Source organism: Rhodanobacter soli, from assembly GCF_039523495.1.
In the GTDB taxonomy this organism is placed as follows: Bacteria; Pseudomonadota; Gammaproteobacteria; order Xanthomonadales; family Rhodanobacteraceae; genus Rhodanobacter; species Rhodanobacter soli.
Genome location: NZ_BAAAFK010000001.1, coordinates 1,680,382 through 1,700,076, shown reverse-complemented (window position 1 = coordinate 1,700,076; position 19,695 = coordinate 1,680,382). Strand labels below are relative to the sequence as shown.

The window sequence follows — 19,695 nt, the reverse complement described above, 5'->3', positions numbered from 1 at the left end:
AATGGGGTCGCTCAGAGCTTTTCCATAGTGCATAACAACGGGTGCTGATGGGAACGTGAATATTCGTTGACGTGGGTTACCTTGGTTTCGGCCACTTCGCGGGTAAAAACGCCGCACACGCCGCGCCCGCGGGTGTGTACGTGCAGCATCACCTGTACCGCCTGCTCCTGGTCCAGGTTGAAGAAAGTGCGCAACACCTCGACCACGAAGTCCATCGGGGTGAAATCATCGTTCAACAGCAGCACCTGGAACAGCGGTGGTCGCGCCACCTCGGGCTTCGCAGTTTCCAGCGCCAGGCCGCGGCCGCTGTCTTGCTCATGTTCGGGTTCGTGGGCCATGGTTTCTTGGGGTGTGATCTCTGGTTCGAAGTATACGCCGCGGTACCGCTTCCACCCCGCAGCGGTGTGACAAGGGAGGTGATGGCACAATGACTGCTTTTCCAGTCCCCGCCCGCACCGCCATGGCCGATTCCATCACCCCCGCCGAGATCTGGCGCCCGCACGTCACCGTCGCCTGCGTGGTGGCCGACGGCGAGCGGTATTTGATGGTCGAGGAAGAAGTCAACGGCCGGCTTGCCTACAACCAGCCAGCCGGCCACCTGGACGACGGCGAAAGCCTCACCGCGGCAGCCTTGCGCGAAACGCTGGAGGAAACCGGCTGGACGGTGGAGCTGCAGCACCTGATCGGCGTGCACCAGTGGCGCAGCACCGAGCACGGCGACGCCGTGGTCCGCTTCAGCTTCGCCGCCCGTGCGCTCAGCCACGATCCGGACCGGCCGCTGGACACCGACATCCGCCGCGCCGTATGGCTGACCCGGGCCGAGATCGCCGCGCTGGGCGATCGCCTGCGCAGCCCGATGATCCTGCAGAGCATCGACTTGTGGCTGGGTGGTCAACGGCTGCCGCTGGACACCCTCAGTCATCTGCCCGAAGGTGGCACTTCGTGAAGGTGATGCTGGGCATTTCCGGTGGCGTCGACTCCTCGGTCGCCGCGCTGCTGCTGCAACAGGCCGGCTACGAGGTCGAAGGCCTGTTCATGCAGAACTGGGAAGAGGACGACCGCAGCGGCCCCTGTACCACCGACGCCGACCGCAAGGACGCCGTGGCCGTGTGCGGCCGGCTCGGCATCCCGTTCCACGCGCGCAACTTCGCCGCCGAATACTGGGACGGCGTGTTCGAGCACTTCCTCGCCGAGTATCGCGCCGGGCGCACGCCGAACCCCGACGTGCTGTGCAATCGCGAGATCAAGTTCAAGACCTTCCTCGACGAAGCCCACGCACTGGGCGCCGACAAGATCGCCACCGGCCACTATGCCCGCGTCGATTGTGTGGGCGGCCGCTATCGACTGCTGCGCGCGGTGGACGCGGCCAAGGACCAGAGCTACTTCCTGCACGCGCTGGGTCAGCAGCAACTGGCCGCCACGCTGTTCCCGCTGGGCGGGATCGAGAAGCCGCGCGTGCGCGAGATGGCCCGCGAGGCGGCCCTGCCGACGCACGCGAAGAAGGACTCCACCGGCATCTGTTTCATCGGCGAACGTGATTTCCGCGGCTTCCTGTCGCAATACATCCCGGCTCGCCCCGGCGAGATGCGCACGCCGGACGGCGAACTGATCGGCGAGCACCAGGGCGTGATGTATTACACCCTGGGCCAGCGCAACGGGCTGGGTATCGGCGGTCGCCACGGTGCCAGCGGCGAGGCCTGGTACGTGGTCGGCAAGGACGTGGCGGCGAACGTGCTGTACGTCGCCCAGGGCGGCGAGAACCGCTGGTTGTACTCGCAGCGGCTGCAGTCGGAAGCACCCACCTGGGTCGACGGCGCCGCACCCTCCGCCCACTTCCGCTGCACCGCGCGCACCCGCTATCGCCAGTCCGACCAGGCCTGCGAAGTCAGCGTGCTCGATGCTGGCCTTGAGGTACGCTTCGACGAACCTCAACGTGCGGTTACCCCCGGACAGTCGGTGGTCCTCTACGATGGCGACGTCTGCCTCGGCGGCGCGGTGATCGCCGCCACCGACGCGCCTTATGGCGGCTTGCTGCCGACATTCACTCCCTCATCCACATCCCCAGCAAGAGAATCGGCATCCCGTGTTTGAAACTTTTTCCATGACTGAAGAACGCGTGCTCGCCCTCGCCGGCCTGTTCCAGGCTTGTGCGCTGGCGCAGCAGCTTGCCAACGAAGGGCGCTGCGACGAGGCCGCGATGGAAGCCAGCGTGGCCAGCGTGTTCCGCATTGATGCGCCTTCGGTGGTCGGCGTGTACGGCAACATCTCGAACGTGCGGCTCGGCCTGCGCACCCTGATCGGACAACTGGACGAAAGCACCCCCGACATGTCGGTGACGCGCATGACGGTGACCGTGATGCGGCTGGAACGCAGCCTGTCGGCGCGCACGGACCTGCTGGAAAAACTGCAGCAGGGCATCGCTGCCGCGCAGCGGCAGGTCGAGCATTTCGGCCAGGATTCCAGCCAGGTCAACAGCCGGCTGGCCGAGGTCTACGCGTCCACCTTGTCGATCCTCAAGCCGCGCGTGATGGTCAGCGGCAACCCGCAGCAGCTGCAGCAATCCAGCGTGGTGGAAAAGGTGCGCAGCAATCTGCTCGCCGCCGTGCGCTCGGCGGTGCTGTGGCGGCAGCTCGGCGGGCGCCAGTGGCAGCTGCTGCTGTACCGGCGCCAGTGCAGCATGCTGGCTCGCGGCCTGCTGACCGGAGCCACGCTGGACAATCGCTGACGGCGGGCTTTCCCTCTCGCGGAAAAGCAAACGGCGGGCTTCATGCCCGCCGTTTTCCGTCCATGGGTGGAACTCCGTTGCGATAGACCGTCTATCCATTCCGTACAGGCAGCACGTTGCCGCCTGCACATTGCATCAGAACGACACTTCGCCGAACACGCCGATCTCGTTCGTCTTGTTGTTCTGCACGTGCGGCGGCACCGGCGTGGCGACCGACTTGTCGACCTTGCCGTGCTTCCACACGCCGGCCAGCTTGAAGCCCTTGGTCACCTGGTACTCGACGCCGGCGTTGTAATAGGTGTCCTTGGCCTCGCGATCCAGGCTCTTGCTGAGCTTGGCGCTGTCGTAGCGGGCGAACAGATTCACGTTGTCGGCCACCGCCACACTGCCCCACAGCGAATAACCGTCGGCCTTGTCGGCGAGCGGGCTGAGCACGTTGTTCCAGTTCTTCGCGGTGAAGTACTCGGCGCCGAGGCGGAAGGCTTTGCTGGCATAGGCCAGCATGAAGTCGCCGCGCTCGGCGGTGTGCGCCGCGCCGATGTTCTCGGTCTCCTGGCCGCGATGGCCGCTGTAGCCGCCGACCGCCACCACCATGTTCTCGAACGGCACGAAGCCCACGCGGCCCTCGAAGTCCACGCCCTTGCTGCGGCCCGGGTTCTTGTAACCGTTGCCGTTGACCACCGACACCGCATAGTTGAGCGACTTGCTGGCGCCGATGTCGCCGGCGAGGTGCAGGCCCCAGTCGGCCGAATTGCCGTACTTCAGGCGGTCGGTGATGGTGTTCTCGACGTAACGGAAACCGTAGTACTTCTCGGCGAACGGGATCCACGGCATGTCGGACGAACCGACACGGAACACCGCGGCATCATCGAACTTGCCCTGCACGTACGCCTTCTTGACGAACACGCTGGTCTGGCCGTCGCTGCTGGCGTAGTTGAAGTCGGTGGTGAGGTTGGCCGACCAGATGTCGTTGAACTTGTGGTCGACGCCGAGGTAGAAGCGCTTCACGTCCAGGCCGACGCCGGACTTGTCGCTCTTGCCCTTGTCGCTGTTCTTGTCGTCGATGCTGGTGAAGTCGAAGAACATCTTGCCCGACAGCGTGGTGTTGTTGATCGCCTTCGACAGCGCGGCGAGCTTCTTGTCGCTGGCCGTGGTCACGTTGGTGGCCTTCTCCACCGCCTGGCCGGTGCTGACGTTGATGTCGGACTGCGCATCGGTGCGCTGCTCCAGCTCCTCCACCTTGGCCTGCAGCGCAGCCAGTTGCGCCTTCAGCTGCTCGACTTCGCTACTGCTGGCGGCGGCCGTCCTGTTCTGCGCTGGTGCCGCGGAGGCGGCAAAACTGGTCAGGCCAAGGCCGGCGGCAATCGCCACCGCAATCAATTTGGAACGCATGTGATTCTCCGCAAGTGGATGGAAAACATCTCGATCGCCCCGTCGATCCGATGGCCGGCTAGCGATTGGTTAACAATTCTGCCGGGGGAATTTTACGGTTGGGTGCAGCTTTGATGACATATTCAAGACAGCGCCGTGCAGCCGCAGACAGTGTCGCGCCTCACGCCGCGGGGAGCGGCTGATATGCTTCGCCGATGGATATTCTCAGCAACAGCACCGCGCCGCGCATGGCTGAGCGGTTTCGCGGCTTCCTGCCGGTGGTGGTCGACGTGGAAACCGGCGGCTTCGATGCCGAACATGACGCCCTGCTGGAAATCGCCGCGGTACCCCTGGTGATGGATGAAGGCGGCTACCTGCAGCTGCAGCCCACCGTATCTACGCACGTGGAACCGTTCCCCGGCGCGAACCTGGACCCGCGTTCGCTGGAGATCACCGGCATCGACCCGACCAACCCGCTGCGCGGCGCACTGGCCGAACGGCAGGCGCTGGACCATATCTTCCACGCGGTGCGCGAAGCGGTGCGCGAGGCCGGTTGCCAGCGGGCGATCCTGGTCGGTCACAACGCCGCGTTCGATCTGGGCTTCCTGAACCAGGCGGTGCGCCGCTGTGGCCACAAGCGCAATCCGTTCCACCCGTTCAGCTGCTTCGATACGGTCAGCTTCGGCGGCCTCGCCTACGGCCAGACCGTGCTGAGCAAGGCCGTGCTGGCCGCCGGTCATACGTTCGACAGCCGCGAGGCGCATTCGGCGGTGTATGACGCCGAACGCACCGCCGAACTGTTCTGCAGCGTGGTCAACCGCTGGCGCCAGCTGGAGCTGTTCGAGCAGGCCCATAACGGCCTCGACGCAGCCTGATTACGCGTCGCAGGACGGGCACTGAAGCGGCCATATGACAGCCTGTCATACGGTTGCAACATTCATTTCATCCAATGGCAACACGAAAAGCCTGAAATGGCGGGGTCGCATCCGACTTCCCTCCAAGGAGCTACCGTGTTGACCATCAACAAACTCCCGTTTCGCTTCGCCGCCGTCGCCACGCTTGCCGTGGCCTCGACCTTCGGGGTGGCCGCGCACGCCACCGACATCACCGGCGCCGGCTCCAGCTTCGTCTACCCGGTCATGTCCAAGTGGTCGGCCGCATACGCGGAAAAGACCGGCCACCACCTCAACTACCAGTCGGTCGGCTCCGGCGCGGGCATCGCGCAGATCAAGGAAGGCACCATCGACTTCGGCGCCTCCGACGCACCGATGAAGACCGAAGACCTGCAGAAGTTCGGCCTCGGCCAGTTTCCGCTGGTGGTCGGCGGCATCGTTCCGGTCGTCAACATCGCCGGCGTGACGCCGGGCCAGATCAAGCTGGACGGCACCACCCTCGCCGACATCTTCCTGGGCAAGATCAAGAACTGGAACGACCCGAAGATCGCCGCACTGAACGCCGGCCTCAGCCTGCCCGCCGGCAAGATCACCGTGGTGCACCGCTCGGACGGTTCGGGCACTTCGTTCAACTTCACCAACTACCTGTCCAAGGTCAGCCCGGAATGGGCCAGCAAGGTGAAGTTCGGCACCGCCGTGGAATGGCCGACCGGCGTGGGCGGCAAGGGCAACGAAGGCGTGTCGCAGTACGTGCGCCAGATCAAGGGCTCGATCGGTTACGTCGAATACGCCTACGCGGTGAAGAACAAGATCAGCTGGGTCGACTTGAAGAACTCCACCGGCAACATCGTCTCGCCGACCGCCGCCAGCTTCGCCGCCGCCGCCGCAACGGCCGACTGGGCCAGCGCCAAGGACTTCAATCTGATCATGACCAACGCCCCGGGCGCGCAGGCCTGGCCGATCACGGCCACGGTCTGGATGATCATGTACAAGAATCCGAAGAATGCGACGAACAGCAAGGTCGCGTTCGACTTCTTCAAATCCGCCCTGGAAAACGGCCAGCAGGCCGCCAGCGACCTGGACTACGTACCGCTGCCGCCGGCCCTGGTCAGCAGGATCGAGGCGTACTGGGCGTCCGAGTTCAAGCACTGATGCAGTAAAGCGCACTCCCCCGCCGGCGCGGTCGGCGGGGGAGTGCGAGTTTCCATCCCGCACCACTGGACCACCATGCCAGCGATCGACACGGCCATTTCAACCACCGACATCCTGGAACAGCGCAGCCGTCGCGATGCCCGCCACGAGCGGCTGTTCCGCTGGCTGTTGAAGGGCTGCGCGCTGATCGTGCTGGCGTCCCTGCTTGGTGCCGCCGGCGCCACGCTGTGGGGCGGCCGCGACGCCTTCGGCACGTTCGGCTGGCACTTCCTGGTCAGCTCGGAGTGGGACCCGGGCAACGACGTCTATGGTGCCCTGGTGCCGGTCTACGGCACGGTGATCACTTCGTTCATCGCGCTGCTGATTGCGGTACCGATCAGCTTCGGCATCGCGGTCTACCTTTCCGAAGTCGCACCCGCCTGGCTGCGCACGCCGGTCGCCTCGGCGATCGAACTGCTGGCCGGCATCCCCTCGATCATCTACGGCATGTGGGGGTTGTTCATCTTCGCCCCGTTCTTTGCCGATCACGTCAAGCCGTGGTTGACCAGCAACCTCGGCAACAAGCCTGACGACGGCAAGCTGTCGTGGGTGGCCGAACACGTGCCGTTCGTGGGCAAGCTGTTCGGCAGCGACTACCCGTTCGGCGCCAGCATCCTGGTCGCCGGCATCGTGTTGGCGATCATGGTGATCCCGTTCATCTCCTCGGTGATGCGCGAGGTGTTCCAGACCGTGCCGACCCGGCTGAAGGAGTCGGCCTATGCGCTGGGCTCCAGCACTTGGGAGGTGTCGTGGGACATCGTGCTGCCGTACACCCGCTCGGCGGTGATCGGCGGCATCTTCCTCGGCCTCGGCCGTGCGCTGGGCGAAACCATGGCGGTGACCTTCGTGCTGGGCAATGCCATGCACCTGTCGGCCTCGCTGCTCGATCCCGGCACCTCGATCGCCTCGACCATCGCGAATCAGTTCAGCGAGGCGGCCGGCCTGCAGAAATCCGCGCTGATGGCGCTGGCCTTCCTGCTGTTCGTGGTCACCTTCATCGTGTTGCTGATCGCGCGGCTGATGCTGCGTCGGCTGGCCAGCAAGGAGGGTCGCTGATGAACTCGCCCTACCTGCGCCGCCGCCTCACCAACGCGCTGGCGATGGTGCTGAGCACGCTGGCCACCCTGATTGGCCTGGCGTTCCTGGCCTGGATCCTGTGGGAAACCCTGCGCCGGGGCATCAGTGCGCTGGACCTGAAGCTGTTCACCAAGGTCACCGCCTATGGCGAGGACGGCGGCCTGCTCAACTCCATGGTCGGCAGCCTGGTGATCAACTTCATCGGCATCGGCATCGCCACGCCGATCGGCGTGCTGGCCGGCACCTGGCTGGCCGAATACGCGAACCGCACCCGGCTGGGCGAGTCGATCCGTTTCCTCAACGACATCCTGCTGTCGGCGCCGTCGATCGTGATGGGCCTGTTTGTCTACACCATCATCGTGCTGCCGAGCACCGCGCTCACCCACGGTTCCACCACGTTCTCCGGTTTCGCCGGCGGCGTGGCGCTGGCGCTGATCGCGCTGCCGGTGATCGTGCGCACCACCGACGAGATGCTGCGGCTGGTGCCGTCCACGTTGCGCGAGGCGGCGCTGTCGCTCGGCGTGCCGCAGTGGAAGCTGACCCTGCAGATCCTGATCCGCGCGGCGCGCTCGGGCATCATCACCGGCGTGCTGCTGGCGCTGGCGCGGATCAGCGGCGAGACCGCGCCGCTGCTGTTCACCGCGTTCGGCAACAACTACATGGCGATCAACCCGATGGACAAGATGTCCAGCCTGCCGCAGATCATCTACCAGTACGCCAACGATCCGGGCGACGCGATGCACGCCCTGGCCTGGGCCGGCGCGTTCGTGATCACCATGTTCGTGCTGCTGCTGAGCCTGGCTTCGCGCCTGATCCTTTCCCGCACCAAGGTGTCCCATGACTGATTCCGCCCTTGCCATGAACCCGGCGCCGGTGGCGGCAGCGGCGGCTGTTGCGCCCAAGCTCGTCGTGCGCGACCTGCACTTCTACTACAACGGCTTCCAGGCGCTGAAAGGCATCAGCATGGATATCCCGGAGAAGCAGGTCACCGCGATCATCGGCCCGTCCGGCTGCGGCAAGTCGACCCTGCTGCGCGTCTTCAACCGCATCTACGCGATCTACCCCAAGCTCGAGGCGAAAGGCTCGATCGAACTGGACGGCGAGAACATCCTCGACCCCGGCTATTCGCTGAACCGCCTGCGCAGCAAGGTCGGCATGGTGTTCCAGAAGCCGGTACCTTTCCCGATGACGATCTTCGAGAACGTCGCCTATGGCATCCGTCACCACGAGAAACTGTCGAAGGCGGACATGGAAGGCCGCGTGGAGCAGGCGCTGCGCAGTGCCGCGCTGTGGGACGAGGTGAAGGACAAGCTCAAGCAGAACGCGCTTGGCCTTTCCGGCGGCCAGCAGCAGCGCCTGTGCATCGCCCGCGCGATCGCGCTGAAGCCCGAGGTGCTGCTGCTGGACGAACCGACCTCGGCGCTTGACCCGATCGCCACCAGCCGCATCGAGCAATTGGTGGAAGAGTTGAAAAGCCAGTTCACCATCGTCATCGTCACCCACAACATGCAGCAGGCCGCGCGCGTCTCCGACCTCACCGCCTTCATGTACCTTGGCGAGATGATCGAGTTCGACCAGACCGAAAAGATCTTCACCAAGCCGGGCAAGAAGCAGACCGAGGATTACATCACCGGAAGGTTTGGATAGGGCCAGATTCGGGACTCGGAACTCGGGATTCGGAAAGAGCTGCAGGCCCTCAGCGCCGTCATTCCCGCGAAAGCGGGAATCCATTCTGACTTTGAGTTTTGCATGCGGCGTTCACAGTAAGAGCAAGATGGATTCCCGCTTTCGCGGGAATGACGACATCGAAAGCTTAAAGAACACATCGAGGCAGCACATGAACACCGGCACCGACCACATCATCAAGAGTTACGACAGCGAACTGGCCCGGCTCACCGGCGAGATCGTGCGCATGGGCGAGCTGTCGGTGACCCAGCTGGAAGCCGCCATCGACGTGCTCGAACGTCGCGACGAACGCGCCGCCCAGCGCGTGGTCGGCAACGACGACGCGATCGACCAGCTGGAACAGGAAATCGGCCACGACGTGGTACGCCTGCTGGCACTGCGTGCGCCGATGGCCGGCGACCTGCGCAACGTGTACGCCGCACTGCGCATCGCCTCGGACATCGAGCGCATCGGCGACTACGCCGCCAACGTGGCGAAGCGTTCGATCCCCCTGTCGATGGTGGCGCCGGTGGCGCCGGTCGGCGGCCTGCACCAGCTGGCCACGCTCGCCGCCGGCGAAGTGCGCGAAGTGCTGGCCGCCTACCGCGACCGCGATGCCGAACGTGCCTACCAGGTGTGGAAGGACGACGTGGTGCTGGACGAAGCCTATACCGGCTACTTCCGCCAGCTGCTCACCTACATGATGGAAGATCCGCGCAACATCACCCCGTGTACCCACCTGCTGTTCATGGCCAAGAACATCGAACGCATCGGCGACCATGCCACCAATATCGCCGAGAACGTGTGGTTCCAGGTCACCGGCGAACCACTGGACAAGCAGCGCAGCAAACGCGACCTCACCTCGAGCCCGGAAATCACCAAGCTCGGCGAGTAGGCGTTCACCTGCGCTCCCGCTAGCTCGCGGTGAGCTTGAGCCCGACGATACCGGCCAGGATCAGCGCAACGCACAACAGCCGCGGCCACGTGGCGGGATCGCCGAACAGCACGATGCCCAGCGCCACCGCGCCGACCGCACCGATACCGGTCCAGATCGCATACGCGGTGCCGATCGGCAGCGTTTTCACTGCCATCGCCAGCAGCACGATGCTCACTGCCATCGCCGCCAGCGTGCCGGCGCTCGGCCAGAGCCGGCTGAAGCCGTCGGTGTACTTGAGGCCGATGGCCCAGACCACTTCGAACAGGCCGGCCAGCAGCAGATAGATCCACGCCATGATGACGTTCCTCGATTTGCTGCAGGGCCGTCCCTGCGATGGGAAAGTGCGCGGGGTCGTCCCCGCGCCGGCAAAACAACCTACAGCGGCTCGTGCGGCTCGCGGCCGCGCTTGATGCCGCGCACGATGCCGTAACTGCCGATCAGCAGCCAGGCCACCTGCATGATGAACGCGGCCAGATTGAAATTGCCGAAGCCCAGCGACAGCATCACGCCGATCGCACCCAGCACGTTCATCAGCTGATAGACCAGTCCGCTGCCTTGCAGCTTGCGCTCCTGCAGCAGGAAAAACGCCAGCAGCACCAGCGCCACGCCGATGTAACCGGCCCAGTCGTACCAGAACAGGTTCATCGCTTCGCGCTCCGCTGACGCAAGGCCTCGAACAGCACCACGCCGGTGGCAACCGAGACGTTGAGACTCTCCATCGTGCCCGGCATCGGGATCTTCGCCACGAAATCGCACAGTTCGCGGGTGAGCCGGCGGATGCCCTCGCCTTCGCTGCCCAGCACCAGCGCCACCGGCCCCTTGAAGTCGACGCCGTAGACGGTGGTGTCGGTATCGCCGGCCAGACCGGTGATCCACACGCCGGCATCCTTCAGCTCGCGCAGCGTGCGCGCCAGGTTGGTCACCGCGATCAACGGCACCCGGTCGGCGCCGCCGGCCGAAGCGCGGCGCACCACCGGGGTCAGTCCGACCGCGCGGTCCTTCGGCACGATCACCGCGGTGACTTTCGCCGCCGCCGCACTGCGCAGGCAGGCACCGAGATTGTGCGGATCGGTGACGCCGTCGAGCACCAGCACCAGGGTATCGCTGCCGTCGCGTTCCAGCAGAGCGGCCAGGTCGCTTTCATGCGCCGCCGGTGCGGCCTCGTAACGCGCCGCCACACCCTGGTGCCGCGCCTCTCCGGCCAGCTTGTCCAGCTCGTCGCGCGGGCGATGCTGCACCGGGATCTTCAGCTTCTTCGCGCGCTCGGCCAGATCCAGCACGCGGGCGTTACGCTGGCCGTTCTCGACCAGCACTTCACGCACGCGTTCGGCGTCGTTGCTCAGCGCACCTTCGACGGGATTGATACCGACGATCCAGCTCTCACTCATGGCTTGCCTTTCGGTTTCGGTTTGCGACCGCCGTGCTTCTTCGGTGCCTGCGGAGCGGCAGCCGGGGCCGGCCCGCGTTTGGCTGACCCATCGTTGCGCGGGCGACGGCCGGACGACGGCTCGACCCTGCGGCCCTGATGCTGGCCGCCGGCATGCTGACGCGTTGCCGCTGGCTGTGCGCGCGGCGGCGGATTATCGTTCACCGCGGCCTTGCGCGGGGCCGGCGCCGGTGCGGCGACCTCGACCTCCTTGCGGCCGAATGCACGGCCGATCGCCTTGGCGGCGCGGCCGAACATGCCCGGTGCCTTGGTCGTGGCGGCCTTCTTCGGCAGCGAATAACGCTCGCCCGCGGCGGCATAGTCATACGCCTTGCCACTGCCCGCCGGTGCCGGGGCCAACGTGCGCGGCGAAACCAGACGGAAGTCGATCTTGCGATCCTCCAGACTGGCGCGCAGCACCTGGATGCGCACGTGGTCGCCGAGGCGGAATTGTGCGCCGGTGCGTTCGCCCTTCAGCAGTTTGCGGATCGCGTCGAAGTGGTAGTAGTCGTTGACCAGCTGGCTGATATGCACCAGACCGGACACCTTCGACTCGTCAAGTTCCACGAACAGGCCGAACGAGGTGACCCCGGTGACCAGGCCGTCGAACTCGCTGCCGATGTGCTTTTCCATCCACGCGCACTTGAAGCGCTCGTCCACGTCGCGCTCGGCTTCCTCGGCACGACGCTCGCGCTGCGAACAATGGACCGCCATCGCCGCCATCTCGGCGGGCGTGTAGGTGTAGTCGGTCGGCTTGCGGCCGGTCAGCGCGAAACGGATCGCGCGATGCACCAGCAGATCCGGATAACGGCGGATCGGCGAGGTGAAGTGCGCATACGCCTGCAGCGACAGGCCGAAGTGGCCGCGGTTGTCGGGCTGGTAGGCGGCCATGCTCTGCGAACGCAGCAGCACGTTCTGGATCAGCTCGCGCTCGGGGCGGTCGTGCACCATGCGCAGGATTTCGGAGAAATCCCCCGGCGTCACCTCATCCACCGGCGGCATGCGCAGCTTGAACTCGCGCAGGAACTGCTGCAGATCCTCGTACTTCTCCGCCGGCGGCGGCTCATGCGCGCGGAACAGCGCGGAGATCTTCTTCTTCTCCAGGAACAGCGCTGCCTGCACATTGGCGGCGATCATGCATTCCTCGATCAGCTTGTGCGCGTCGTTGCGCTCGGTGGCACCCATCGACTCGACGCCGCCGGTCTGGTCGAGGCGGAACTTCACCTCCGGCGTCTCGAAGTCGATCGCGCCGCGGCGCTTGCGCTGCTGCGCCATCGCCTTGTACAGCGCATGCAGGTTTTCGAGCTGCGGCAGCACGTCGGCGACTTCGTGCCGGGCGTCCGCGTCGTTCAGCCCCACGGCCTGCCACACCTTGTCGTAGGTGAGCCGTGCGTGCGACAGCATCACCGCGTCGTAGAACTTCGACTTGGTCACGCTGCCTTCGGCGTCGATCAGCATGTCACAGACCATGCACATCCGGTCGACCTTCGGCATCAGCGAGCAGATGCCGTTGGACAAGGTCTCCGGCAGCATCGGCACCACGAAACCGGGAAAGTAGGTCGAGGTGCTGCGTTCGTACGCCTCGCGGTCCAGCGCGTTGCCGACCTGCACATAGTGCGAGACGTCGGCGATCGCCACGATCAGGCGCCAGCCACCACCGCGCTTCGGCTCGGCATACACCGCGTCGTCGAAATCGCGCGCGTCGGCGCCGTCGATGGTCACCAGCGGCAGCTGGCGGATGTCGATACGGCCTTCGTGCTCGGCGGCGGTCACCACCGACTCCACCTGCGCGGCATCGCGCAACACCTCGGCCGGCCATTCGTGCGGCAGGTCGTGGCTGGCGATCGCCATTTCCACCACCAGCGACGGCTGCAGGCGTTCGCCCAGCACGGCGCGGATCTCGCCGATCGGACCACGCTGGGAGGTCGGCGGATCGGTGATCTCGGCCACCACGATCTGGCCGGAACGCGCACCCAGCTCGCGGCCGGGCTTGATCATCACGTCCTGGTTCAGGCGGCGGTCGTCCGGCGTCACCAGGGTCACGCCATCGTCGATCACTACCCGGCCGACCAGCCGCGGCGAACGTCGCTGCAGCACTTCGGCGATCGCACCCTGCCGGCGCCCGCGACGGTCGATGCCGACCACGCTGGCCAGCACGCGGTCGCCGTGCATCACGGCGCGCATCTGCTGCGGCGACAGGTACAAGTCGTCGCCGCCCTCGTCCGGGCGCAGGAAACCGTAGCCTTCGGCATTGGCCAGCACCACGCCGGCGATCAGGTCGAGTTTCTGCGTCGGTGCGTAGCCACCGCGCCGGCCCAGCAGCAACTGGCCGTCGCGCACCATCGCGGCGAGCCGCTTGCGCAGCGCCTCGAGGTCGGTTTCATCGTGGATTTCCAGCGCCTCGGCGATGCGCGCCTCGGTCAGCAATTCGCCGCGCTGCTCGAGCAGGCCGAGGATCGCCTCGCGGCTGGGAATCGGACGCGCATAACGCTGCGCCTCGCGATCAGCATGGGGGTCGCGCACGGCGCCTGCGGCAGCCTTGTTGCGCTTGTCCGGTGCGGCGGCGGCTCGCGGCGCCCGCTTGGCGGGCTTCTTTGCGGAATGCGAGTCCTGCGGATTGCCGGAATGGGGGGGAGTTTTTCTGGTCACTCAAGGTCCTTGTGATGTTTGCGCCGCGGAGAATGCCACGTCGCAGCGAATGGATGTGAAAAGTGTTGACAAGCTGCCGGCAGATGCCTAAATTACGCGGCTCACGCAGCTCACCGAGCGACGTGACACCTGCCCAGGTGGCGGAATTGGTAGACGCACTAGCTTCAGGTGCTAGCGGGGGCAACTCCGTGGAGGTTCGAGTCCTCTCCTGGGCACCAATTGTAAACGAAGGCCGCCTCTCGAGGCGGCCTTCGTCTTTATCAGGGTTTGATTAAAGTCAGGAAGACCCGCAGCGATGCGGGCCTTCGTCGTTTCCGAGTCTGATTGAAGTCAGGAAGGCCGGCTCCCGAGGCTGTCTTCAGCTTTTCGGGTTTGCCTGAGGTCAGCAAGGCCTTGCCCACGAAGCACCTCGTCCTGCGACAACCTGCCCGACACATCCCTTTCCGTTCGTCCTGAGCCTGTTGAAGGATGAACGGAAAGGGATGGGCTGGTGGCACGCGCGAGGCGCCCTTCGACAGGCTCAGGGCGAACGGGCTGCGCCGCGGGCGAACGGCGATGAAGCAAAGTCTCAAACCCGCGCCGGCCCCTTCAGTTCGATCATGTTGCCCTGCGGGTCGTACAGATAGATCGACGGTCCCTCGCCCTGCGCACCGTAGCGCACGCCCAGCTCGCCGATGCGCACGCCATGCGCCTTCAGGTGCGCCAAGATCGCCGCCTCGTCGTAATCCTCCACGCGCAGGCACAGGTGATCCATGTTGTGGCCTTCCCTGCCCGGCGCGGCGCCGCCGTGGCGGCCGAGCTTGCCATCGACGGATACCAGGTCGATCAACGAGGCGCCGGCACGCAGCTGCACTAGGCCGATCTCGTCCTGCCGGCGTTCCTCGCGGCAGTCCAGCACCTCGCAGTAGAAGCGTTGCATGGCCGCCATGTCGATGGCGCGCAACACCACGTGGTCGATTTCACCGATACGGATCATGGGCGCTCCGGCGGGTCGGGGAATGGGGCGTCCGAGCATAACGCGAGAGGTTTCTGAACCACACCCCGGCGAGCCGCAACGCACGCCGCCCGCCCTGTATAATCGGCGCGGTAAACGCATGGTGGGAGAAGCGGGCGGCCCTTGACCGGGCACGTGCCGCTGCCGAAGACGCAACGCCCGTAATCGCTCAGGCTCCCATACCATCATGTGCGAACACTCTGGAGAGACCGGTTGAATCCGGCGCCGAAGGGGCACGAAGCGCAATCAGCGCGCTTCCAAACTCTCAGGCAAAAGGACAGAGGGGCGCCCGCGTGCGGCACGGCACGTTGTCTGCGGATGCCCCTGTCATGAACACCCCCACTTCCCTGCGCGACCTCGAACACCACGACGCGTTCATCGAACGCCACATCGGCCCGGACGACGCCGAGATCGCGCAGATGCTGCGCGTGGTCGGCCACGATTCGCTGGAGTCGATGACCGACGCCATCGTCCCCGGCTCGATCAAGTCCGCTGCCCCGCTGGCCTTGCCCAAGGCGATCACCGAAGAGGAAGCGTTGGCCAAGATCCGCGCGATCGCCGACAAGAACCAGGTGTTCCGCAGCTTCATCGGCCAGGGCTACTACGGCACCCTCACGCCGAACGTCATCCTGCGCAACATCCTGGAAAACCCCGCCTGGTACACCGCGTACACGCCGTACCAGGCGGAGATTTCGCAGGGCCGGATGGAGGCGCTGATCAACTTCCAGACGATGTGCGCCGACCTCACGGGGATGGAGATCGCCAACGCCTCGCTGCTGGACGAAGCCACCGCCGCGGCCGAGGCGATGACCCTGGCCAAGCGCTCGTGCAAGTCGAAGTCGAACGTGTTCTTCGTCTCCAGCGGCGTGCACCCGCAGACGCTGGAAGTGGTACGCACGCGCGCCGAGCCGCTGGGCATCGAGCTGATGGTCGGCGCGGACAGCGACGCCGCCGGCACCGAGGCGTTCGGCGTACTGCTGCAGTACCCGGACACCTTCGGCAGCATCAACGATTACCAAGCGATCGCCGACGCCGTGCACGCACGCGGCGGCCTGGTCGCGGTGGCCACCGACCTGCTCGCACTGACCCTGATCGCCGCGCCCGGCGAATGGGGCGCGGACATCGTGGTGGGCAACACACAGCGCTTCGGCGTGCCGTTCGGCAACGGCGGCCCGCACGCTGCGTTCATGGCCTGCCGCGACGCGTACAAGCGCTCGATGCCCGGCCGCCTGATCGGCGTGTCGATCGACACCGAAGGCAAGGCCGCCTACCGCCTCACCCTGCAGACGCGCGAGCAGCACATCCGCCGCGAGAAGGCCACCTCCAACATCTGCACCGCGCAGGTGCTGCTGGCGGTGATGGCCTCGATGTACGCGGTCTACCACGGCCCGAAGGGGCTGACCCGCATCGCGCGCCGCACGCATCGCCTGGCTGCGATCCTCGCCGCCGCGCTGCGCCAGGCCGGCGTCGCCGTGGGCAAGGATTTCTTCGACACCCTGCACGTCACCGGCATCGATGCCGCCGCGCTGCACGCCAAGGCTGCGGCCGCACGCATCAACCTGCGCCGCATCGACGATGGCAGCGTCGGCATCAGTCTCGACGAGAGCACCTCGCGCGCCGACGTGATTGCGCTGGCCGGCCTGTTCGGCGCCGGCATCGCCGACGTGGATGCGCTCGACGCCGCCACCGCCGACGCCCTGCCCGCCGCGCTGGTGCGCAAGAGTGCGTTCCTCACCCATCCGGTGTTCAACTCGCACCACAGCGAGCACGAACTGCTGCGCTACATGCGCGCGCTGGCGGACAAGGATCTGGCGATGGATCGCACGATGATCCCGCTGGGCTCGTGCACCATGAAGCTCAACGCCACCGCCGAGATGATCCCGATCACCTGGCCGGAGTTCGCCGACATCCACCCGCTGGCCCCGGCCGCGCAGACGCAGGGCTACAAGGAACTGATCGACGGCCTGGAAGCGATGCTGGTCGAATGCACCGGCTACGACGCGGTGAGCCTGCAGCCGAACTCCGGCGCGCAGGGCGAATACGCCGGCCTGCTGGCAATCCGCGCGTATCACCGCTCGCGCGGCGACACGCATCGCGACATCTGCCTGATCCCCGAATCCGCCCACGGCACCAACCCGGCCTCCGCGCACCTGTGCGGCATGACCGTGGTGGTGACCAAGTGCGATGCCAACGGCAACGTCGACGTCGAGGACATTCGCCGCGCCGCGGAGAAATACAGCGACCGTCTCGCCGCGCTGATGATCACCTACCCGTCCACGCATGGCGTGTTCGAGGAAGACATCGTCGCGATCTGCGAGATCGTGCACGCGCACGGCGGCCAGGTGTACACCGACGGCGCCAACATGAACGCGCTGGTCGGCGTGGCCAAGCCCGGCAAGTGGGGCTCGGACGTGTCGCACCTGAACCTGCACAAGACCTTCTGCATCCCGCACGGCGGCGGCGGCCCGGGCGTCGGCCCGTGCGCCGTGAAGTCGCACCTGGCGCCGTTCCTGCCGAAGAAGCTCGGTGAGGACAGCGCCACGGGCATGGTCAGCGCGGCCAGCTTCGGCAGCGCCAGCATCCTGCCGATCAGCTGGATGTACATCACCATGATGGGCCAGCAGGGCCTGCGCAAGGCGACGCAAGTGGCCTTGCTCAACGCCAACTACATCGCCAAGCGGCTGCAAGCGCACTACCCCACCCTGTACACCGGCCGCAACGGACTGGTGGCGCACGAATGCATCCTCGACCTGCGCCCGCTCAAGGACGCCACCGGCATCGGTGCCGAGGACGTGGCCAAGCGACTGATCGACTTCGGCTTCCATGCGCCGACGCTGAGCTTCCCGGTGTCGGGCACCTTGATGGTGGAACCGACCGAGAGCGAATCGCGAATCGAGCTGGACCGCTTCATCGACGCGATGATCCAGATCCGCGACGAGATCCGCGCGATCGAGGAAGGCAAGCTCGACCGCGAGGACAACCCGCTGAAGAACGCCCCGCACACCGCCACCATGGTCAGCGGCAGCGAGTGGGCCCACGCCTACCCGCGCGAGCTGGCCGCCTTCCCGCTGGCCAGCCTGAAGCTGCAGAAATACTGGCCGCCGGTGGCCCGCGTCGACAACGTCTACGGCGACAAGAACATCATGTGCGCCTGCATCCCGGTGGATGCGTACAAGGAAGAAGCCGAGGCGTAAGCCGCGCCGCTCGCTGACAAGGAAAAGGCCCCGCATGCGGGGCCTTTTCATGTACCGGCGGCGGCGCCGTGGCGAGGCATCAATCCTGAGGCGACATGCTCATCTCGAACGACGTGTAGAACGGCGCATGCGGCGGGGCGAACAACGAGAACGTGCTCAGCTGTTTCTCGAAACAGACGGCAAAATCGGAGTCGCCCTCGCGCCACGTCGCGACTACCTTGCCGGCCGCGTCCAGTTCCACGACGACGACAAACGGAGGCATGCCCGCCGGCCCCATTGCCCGTGCACACGCCGGGACGATCCGATCGATGGCCGCGCCCTGCGATGCGAGAAGCGCACTCGACTGGGTCTTCGACACGGAAGCCTCGTCGCGGTCGGCAAGCGCCTTGGCCTCGGCGTAGGACTGGGCTGCGGCAAAAACCGGCAGCGCCAAAATGGCGAGCGCAGCGAAAAGAATGATTCTGGACATGCTGATCTCCATGGGCACGCTCTCGCGGCGGTGTCGGGACACCCCAAGGCTACCCCGCGACGATGCGGTTGCGCCCCTGCTGCTTGGCCTGGTACAGCCGCTTGTCCACCGCGTCGATGAACGGCCGCAGTTCGTCGTCGTGGCCCGGGATCATGGTGCCCGCACCGATGCTGATCGTCAGCACGGGGCCGATCGGGGAGCGTTCGTGCGGGATCCGCTCGGCCAGGATCAGGTCGCGGCAGCGTTCGGCCAGCTTGCCTGCGGCAGCCTCGTCGGTTTCCGGCAGCACCAGCACGAACTCCTCGCCGCCGAAGCGGGCCAGCAGGTCGCGTGCGCGCGTCGCGGCCGAATTCAGGATACGCGCCACGTGCTTCAGGCAGGCGTCGCCTTCCAGGTGACCGTAGCGGTCGTTGTATTGCTTGAAATAGTCGATATCCATCATGAGCATCGACAGCGGCTGCCGGTTGCGTCGCGCGTTGCTCCATTCGAGCTCGATGATCGCGTCGAAACGCCGCCGGTTGGCGACGCCGGTCAGGCCGTCGCGGAAGGAAAGCTCTTCCATCTCTTTCTGCAGGCTGATCAATTGCTGTTCGGTCCGCTTGCGCTCGCTGATGTCGAACATGAAGCCGACCAGCGAGTCGACCGTGCCGTCCGGGTTGCGCACCACGTGCACCACGTCGCGGATCCACACATAGCGGCCGTCGCGGGTCAGCGCGCGGTAGTCGGCCTCATGGTCCACGCCGGCCTGCGACTGCGCCACGCAGAAATCCACCACCCATTCGCGATCCTCCGGATGCATGCGGCTGGCCCAGTCGCCCACGCTCACCCAGCTCGCCGGCGCCCAGCCCAGCAACGCCTCGATCTGCGGTCCGATATAGGCGAACTGCTTGCTATCCCAGTCGATCTTCCACGGGATCGCCCGCGTCGATTCCAGCAGTGTCCGGTAGACGGCGCTGTCCGGTGCCATCCTGTTTTCGATTTCGACCATCGTTCGTGCTCGATCCTGGCTGAACTGAAGAGTGCGGCGTGGCGCGGGCTCACCTCACCACACGCCGCACCGAAAATACACTGCCACCCGGCCGGAACGCGAGCCACCGGACAAGC

19 protein-coding genes, 1 tRNA gene and 2 riboswitches are annotated in these 19,695 nt (G+C 65.8%); of the genes, 11 read left to right on the top strand and 9 right to left on the bottom strand.

Features of this window, described 5'->3' with window-relative positions:
- Positions 1–11: 11 nt before the first annotated feature.
- Positions 12–338: an ATP-dependent Clp protease adapter ClpS gene (clpS, locus tag ABD024_RS07670; RefSeq protein ID WP_056385807.1), complete on the bottom strand. Its 327-nt coding sequence runs from the start codon at positions 336–338 to the stop codon at positions 12–14.
- 122 nt (positions 339–460) lie between these two features.
- Here clpS and ABD024_RS07665 point away from each other — a divergent pair, with 122 nt between their 5' ends.
- From ABD024_RS07665 to hflD, 3 genes are read left to right on the top strand one after another with little or no spacing between them, the layout of a single operon-like run.
- On the top strand, positions 461–946 hold the full coding sequence (locus ABD024_RS07665; RefSeq protein WP_343851269.1) for an NUDIX hydrolase: 486 nt from the start codon (positions 461–463) through the stop codon (positions 944–946).
- The gene (mnmA, locus tag ABD024_RS07660; RefSeq protein WP_343851267.1) at positions 943–2,091 is read left to right on the top strand and encodes a tRNA 2-thiouridine(34) synthase MnmA; all 1,149 of its coding nucleotides are present in this window, start codon (positions 943–945) and stop codon (positions 2,089–2,091) included. Before ABD024_RS07665 ends, mnmA begins: the two co-directional genes overlap by 4 nt.
- Before the next feature lie 10 nt (positions 2,092–2,101).
- A complete protein-coding gene (gene hflD, locus ABD024_RS07655; protein WP_343851265.1) occupies positions 2,102–2,725 on the top strand; it encodes a high frequency lysogenization protein HflD in 624 nt (207 codons plus the stop codon).
- Between the two features lie 135 nt (positions 2,726–2,860).
- Here the strand turns inward: hflD and ABD024_RS07650 are convergent, their stop codons facing one another.
- The gene (locus ABD024_RS07650) at positions 2,861–4,117 is read right to left on the bottom strand and encodes a porin (RefSeq protein WP_343851263.1); all 1,257 of its coding nucleotides are present in this window, start codon (positions 4,115–4,117) and stop codon (positions 2,861–2,863) included.
- A gap of 194 nt (positions 4,118–4,311) precedes the next feature.
- Here ABD024_RS07650 and rnt point away from each other — a divergent pair, with 194 nt between their 5' ends.
- The 6 genes from rnt (at position 4,312) to phoU (ending at position 9,817) form a co-directional block, all read left to right on the top strand.
- Positions 4,312–4,971, top strand: coding sequence for a ribonuclease T (rnt, locus tag ABD024_RS07645; protein ID WP_343851261.1), 660 nt, complete (start codon positions 4,312–4,314; stop codon positions 4,969–4,971).
- 138 nt (positions 4,972–5,109) lie between these two features.
- The gene (gene pstS, locus ABD024_RS07640; protein WP_343854549.1) at positions 5,110–6,141 is read left to right on the top strand and encodes a phosphate ABC transporter substrate-binding protein PstS; all 1,032 of its coding nucleotides are present in this window, start codon (positions 5,110–5,112) and stop codon (positions 6,139–6,141) included.
- A gap of 75 nt (positions 6,142–6,216) precedes the next feature.
- A complete protein-coding gene (gene pstC, locus ABD024_RS07635; protein WP_343851259.1) occupies positions 6,217–7,236 on the top strand; it encodes a phosphate ABC transporter permease subunit PstC in 1,020 nt (339 codons plus the stop codon).
- Positions 7,236–8,102 carry a phosphate ABC transporter permease PstA gene (gene pstA, locus ABD024_RS07630; protein WP_343851257.1) on the top strand — a complete coding sequence of 289 codons (867 nt, stop codon included), beginning with the start codon at positions 7,236–7,238 and terminating at the stop codon, positions 8,100–8,102. Before pstC ends, pstA begins: the two co-directional genes overlap by 1 nt.
- Positions 8,095–8,904, top strand: a complete 810-nt coding sequence (pstB, locus tag ABD024_RS07625; RefSeq protein ID WP_343851255.1) for a phosphate ABC transporter ATP-binding protein PstB — start codon at positions 8,095–8,097, stop codon at positions 8,902–8,904. Before pstA ends, pstB begins: the two co-directional genes overlap by 8 nt.
- A gap of 190 nt (positions 8,905–9,094) precedes the next feature.
- On the top strand, positions 9,095–9,817 hold the full coding sequence (gene phoU, locus ABD024_RS07620) for a phosphate signaling complex protein PhoU (protein WP_343851253.1): 723 nt from the start codon (positions 9,095–9,097) through the stop codon (positions 9,815–9,817).
- A gap of 19 nt (positions 9,818–9,836) precedes the next feature.
- On the opposite strand, the gene sugE is transcribed toward phoU, so the two are convergent.
- The 4 genes from sugE to rnr all read right to left on the bottom strand — a co-directional run bounded on the left by sugE (position 9,837) and on the right by rnr (position 13,808).
- Positions 9,837–10,154 carry a quaternary ammonium compound efflux SMR transporter SugE gene (gene sugE / locus ABD024_RS07615; protein WP_343851251.1) on the bottom strand — a complete coding sequence of 106 codons (318 nt, stop codon included), beginning with the start codon at positions 10,152–10,154 and terminating at the stop codon, positions 9,837–9,839.
- Between the two features lie 80 nt (positions 10,155–10,234).
- Entirely contained in the window at positions 10,235–10,504 is a 270-nt protein-coding gene (locus ABD024_RS07610) for a CBU_0592 family membrane protein (RefSeq protein WP_343851249.1), read from the bottom strand.
- Positions 10,501–11,247: a 23S rRNA (guanosine(2251)-2'-O)-methyltransferase RlmB gene (gene rlmB, locus ABD024_RS07605; protein WP_343851246.1), complete on the bottom strand. Its 747-nt coding sequence runs from the start codon at positions 11,245–11,247 to the stop codon at positions 10,501–10,503. The genes ABD024_RS07610 and rlmB overlap by 4 nt, the downstream gene beginning before the upstream one ends.
- Positions 11,244–13,808, bottom strand: coding sequence for a ribonuclease R (gene rnr, locus ABD024_RS07600; RefSeq protein WP_343854545.1), 2,565 nt, complete (start codon positions 13,806–13,808; stop codon positions 11,244–11,246). The genes rlmB and rnr overlap by 4 nt, the downstream gene beginning before the upstream one ends.
- Before the next feature lie 257 nt (positions 13,809–14,065).
- Between rnr and ABD024_RS07595 the strand changes: the two genes are divergently transcribed.
- Positions 14,066–14,152, top strand: a tRNA-Leu gene (locus ABD024_RS07595).
- Positions 14,153–14,502: 350 nt separating this feature from the next.
- Here ABD024_RS07595 and ABD024_RS07590 read toward each other — a convergent pair.
- A complete protein-coding gene (locus tag ABD024_RS07590) occupies positions 14,503–14,910 on the bottom strand; it encodes a VOC family protein (RefSeq protein WP_343851244.1) in 408 nt (135 codons plus the stop codon).
- Positions 14,911–15,022: 112 nt separating this feature from the next.
- Positions 15,023–15,123: riboswitch (glycine riboswitch) on the top strand.
- Between the two features lies 1 nt (position 15,124).
- Positions 15,125–15,213, top strand: a riboswitch (glycine riboswitch).
- 44 nt (positions 15,214–15,257) lie between these two features.
- Between ABD024_RS07590 and gcvP the strand changes: the two genes are divergently transcribed.
- Positions 15,258–18,122 carry an aminomethyl-transferring glycine dehydrogenase gene (gene gcvP / locus ABD024_RS07585; protein ID WP_343851242.1) on the top strand — a complete coding sequence of 955 codons (2,865 nt, stop codon included), beginning with the start codon at positions 15,258–15,260 and terminating at the stop codon, positions 18,120–18,122.
- A gap of 79 nt (positions 18,123–18,201) precedes the next feature.
- Here the strand turns inward: gcvP and ABD024_RS07580 are convergent, their stop codons facing one another.
- Positions 18,202–18,591: a hypothetical protein gene (locus tag ABD024_RS07580; RefSeq protein WP_343851239.1), complete on the bottom strand. Its 390-nt coding sequence runs from the start codon at positions 18,589–18,591 to the stop codon at positions 18,202–18,204.
- Between the two features lie 49 nt (positions 18,592–18,640).
- Entirely contained in the window at positions 18,641–19,579 is a 939-nt protein-coding gene (locus ABD024_RS07575; protein ID WP_343851237.1) for a GGDEF domain-containing protein, read from the bottom strand.
- Positions 19,580–19,695: the final 116 nt, after the last annotated feature.

Excerpts from the sequence above, each read along its gene's own strand:
- clpS (WP_056385807.1), bottom strand. The coding sequence starts at position 338 with ATGGCCCACGAACCCGAACATGAGCAAGACAGCGGCCGCGGCCTGGCG.
- ABD024_RS07665 (WP_343851269.1), top strand. The coding sequence starts at position 461 with ATGGCCGATTCCATCACCCCCGCCGAGATCTGGCGCCCGCACGTCACC.
- hflD (WP_343851265.1), top strand. The coding sequence starts at position 2,102 with ATGACTGAAGAACGCGTGCTCGCCCTCGCCGGCCTGTTCCAGGCTTGT.
- ABD024_RS07650 (WP_343851263.1), bottom strand. The coding sequence starts at position 4,117 with ATGCGTTCCAAATTGATTGCGGTGGCGATTGCCGCCGGCCTTGGCCTG.
- rnt (WP_343851261.1), top strand. The coding sequence starts at position 4,312 with ATGGATATTCTCAGCAACAGCACCGCGCCGCGCATGGCTGAGCGGTTT.
- pstC (WP_343851259.1), top strand. The coding sequence starts at position 6,217 with ATGCCAGCGATCGACACGGCCATTTCAACCACCGACATCCTGGAACAG.
- pstA (WP_343851257.1), top strand. The coding sequence starts at position 7,236 with ATGAACTCGCCCTACCTGCGCCGCCGCCTCACCAACGCGCTGGCGATG.
- pstB (WP_343851255.1), top strand. The coding sequence starts at position 8,095 with ATGACTGATTCCGCCCTTGCCATGAACCCGGCGCCGGTGGCGGCAGCG.
- phoU (WP_343851253.1), top strand. The coding sequence starts at position 9,095 with ATGAACACCGGCACCGACCACATCATCAAGAGTTACGACAGCGAACTG.
- sugE (WP_343851251.1), bottom strand. The coding sequence starts at position 10,154 with ATGGCGTGGATCTATCTGCTGCTGGCCGGCCTGTTCGAAGTGGTCTGG.
- ABD024_RS07610 (WP_343851249.1), bottom strand. The coding sequence starts at position 10,504 with ATGAACCTGTTCTGGTACGACTGGGCCGGTTACATCGGCGTGGCGCTG.
- rlmB (WP_343851246.1), bottom strand. The coding sequence starts at position 11,247 with ATGAGTGAGAGCTGGATCGTCGGTATCAATCCCGTCGAAGGTGCGCTG.
- ABD024_RS07590 (WP_343851244.1), bottom strand. The coding sequence starts at position 14,910 with ATGATCCGTATCGGTGAAATCGACCACGTGGTGTTGCGCGCCATCGAC.
- gcvP (WP_343851242.1), top strand. The coding sequence starts at position 15,258 with ATGAACACCCCCACTTCCCTGCGCGACCTCGAACACCACGACGCGTTC.
- ABD024_RS07580 (WP_343851239.1), bottom strand. The coding sequence starts at position 18,591 with ATGTCCAGAATCATTCTTTTCGCTGCGCTCGCCATTTTGGCGCTGCCG.
- ABD024_RS07575 (WP_343851237.1), bottom strand. The coding sequence starts at position 19,579 with ATGGTCGAAATCGAAAACAGGATGGCACCGGACAGCGCCGTCTACCGG.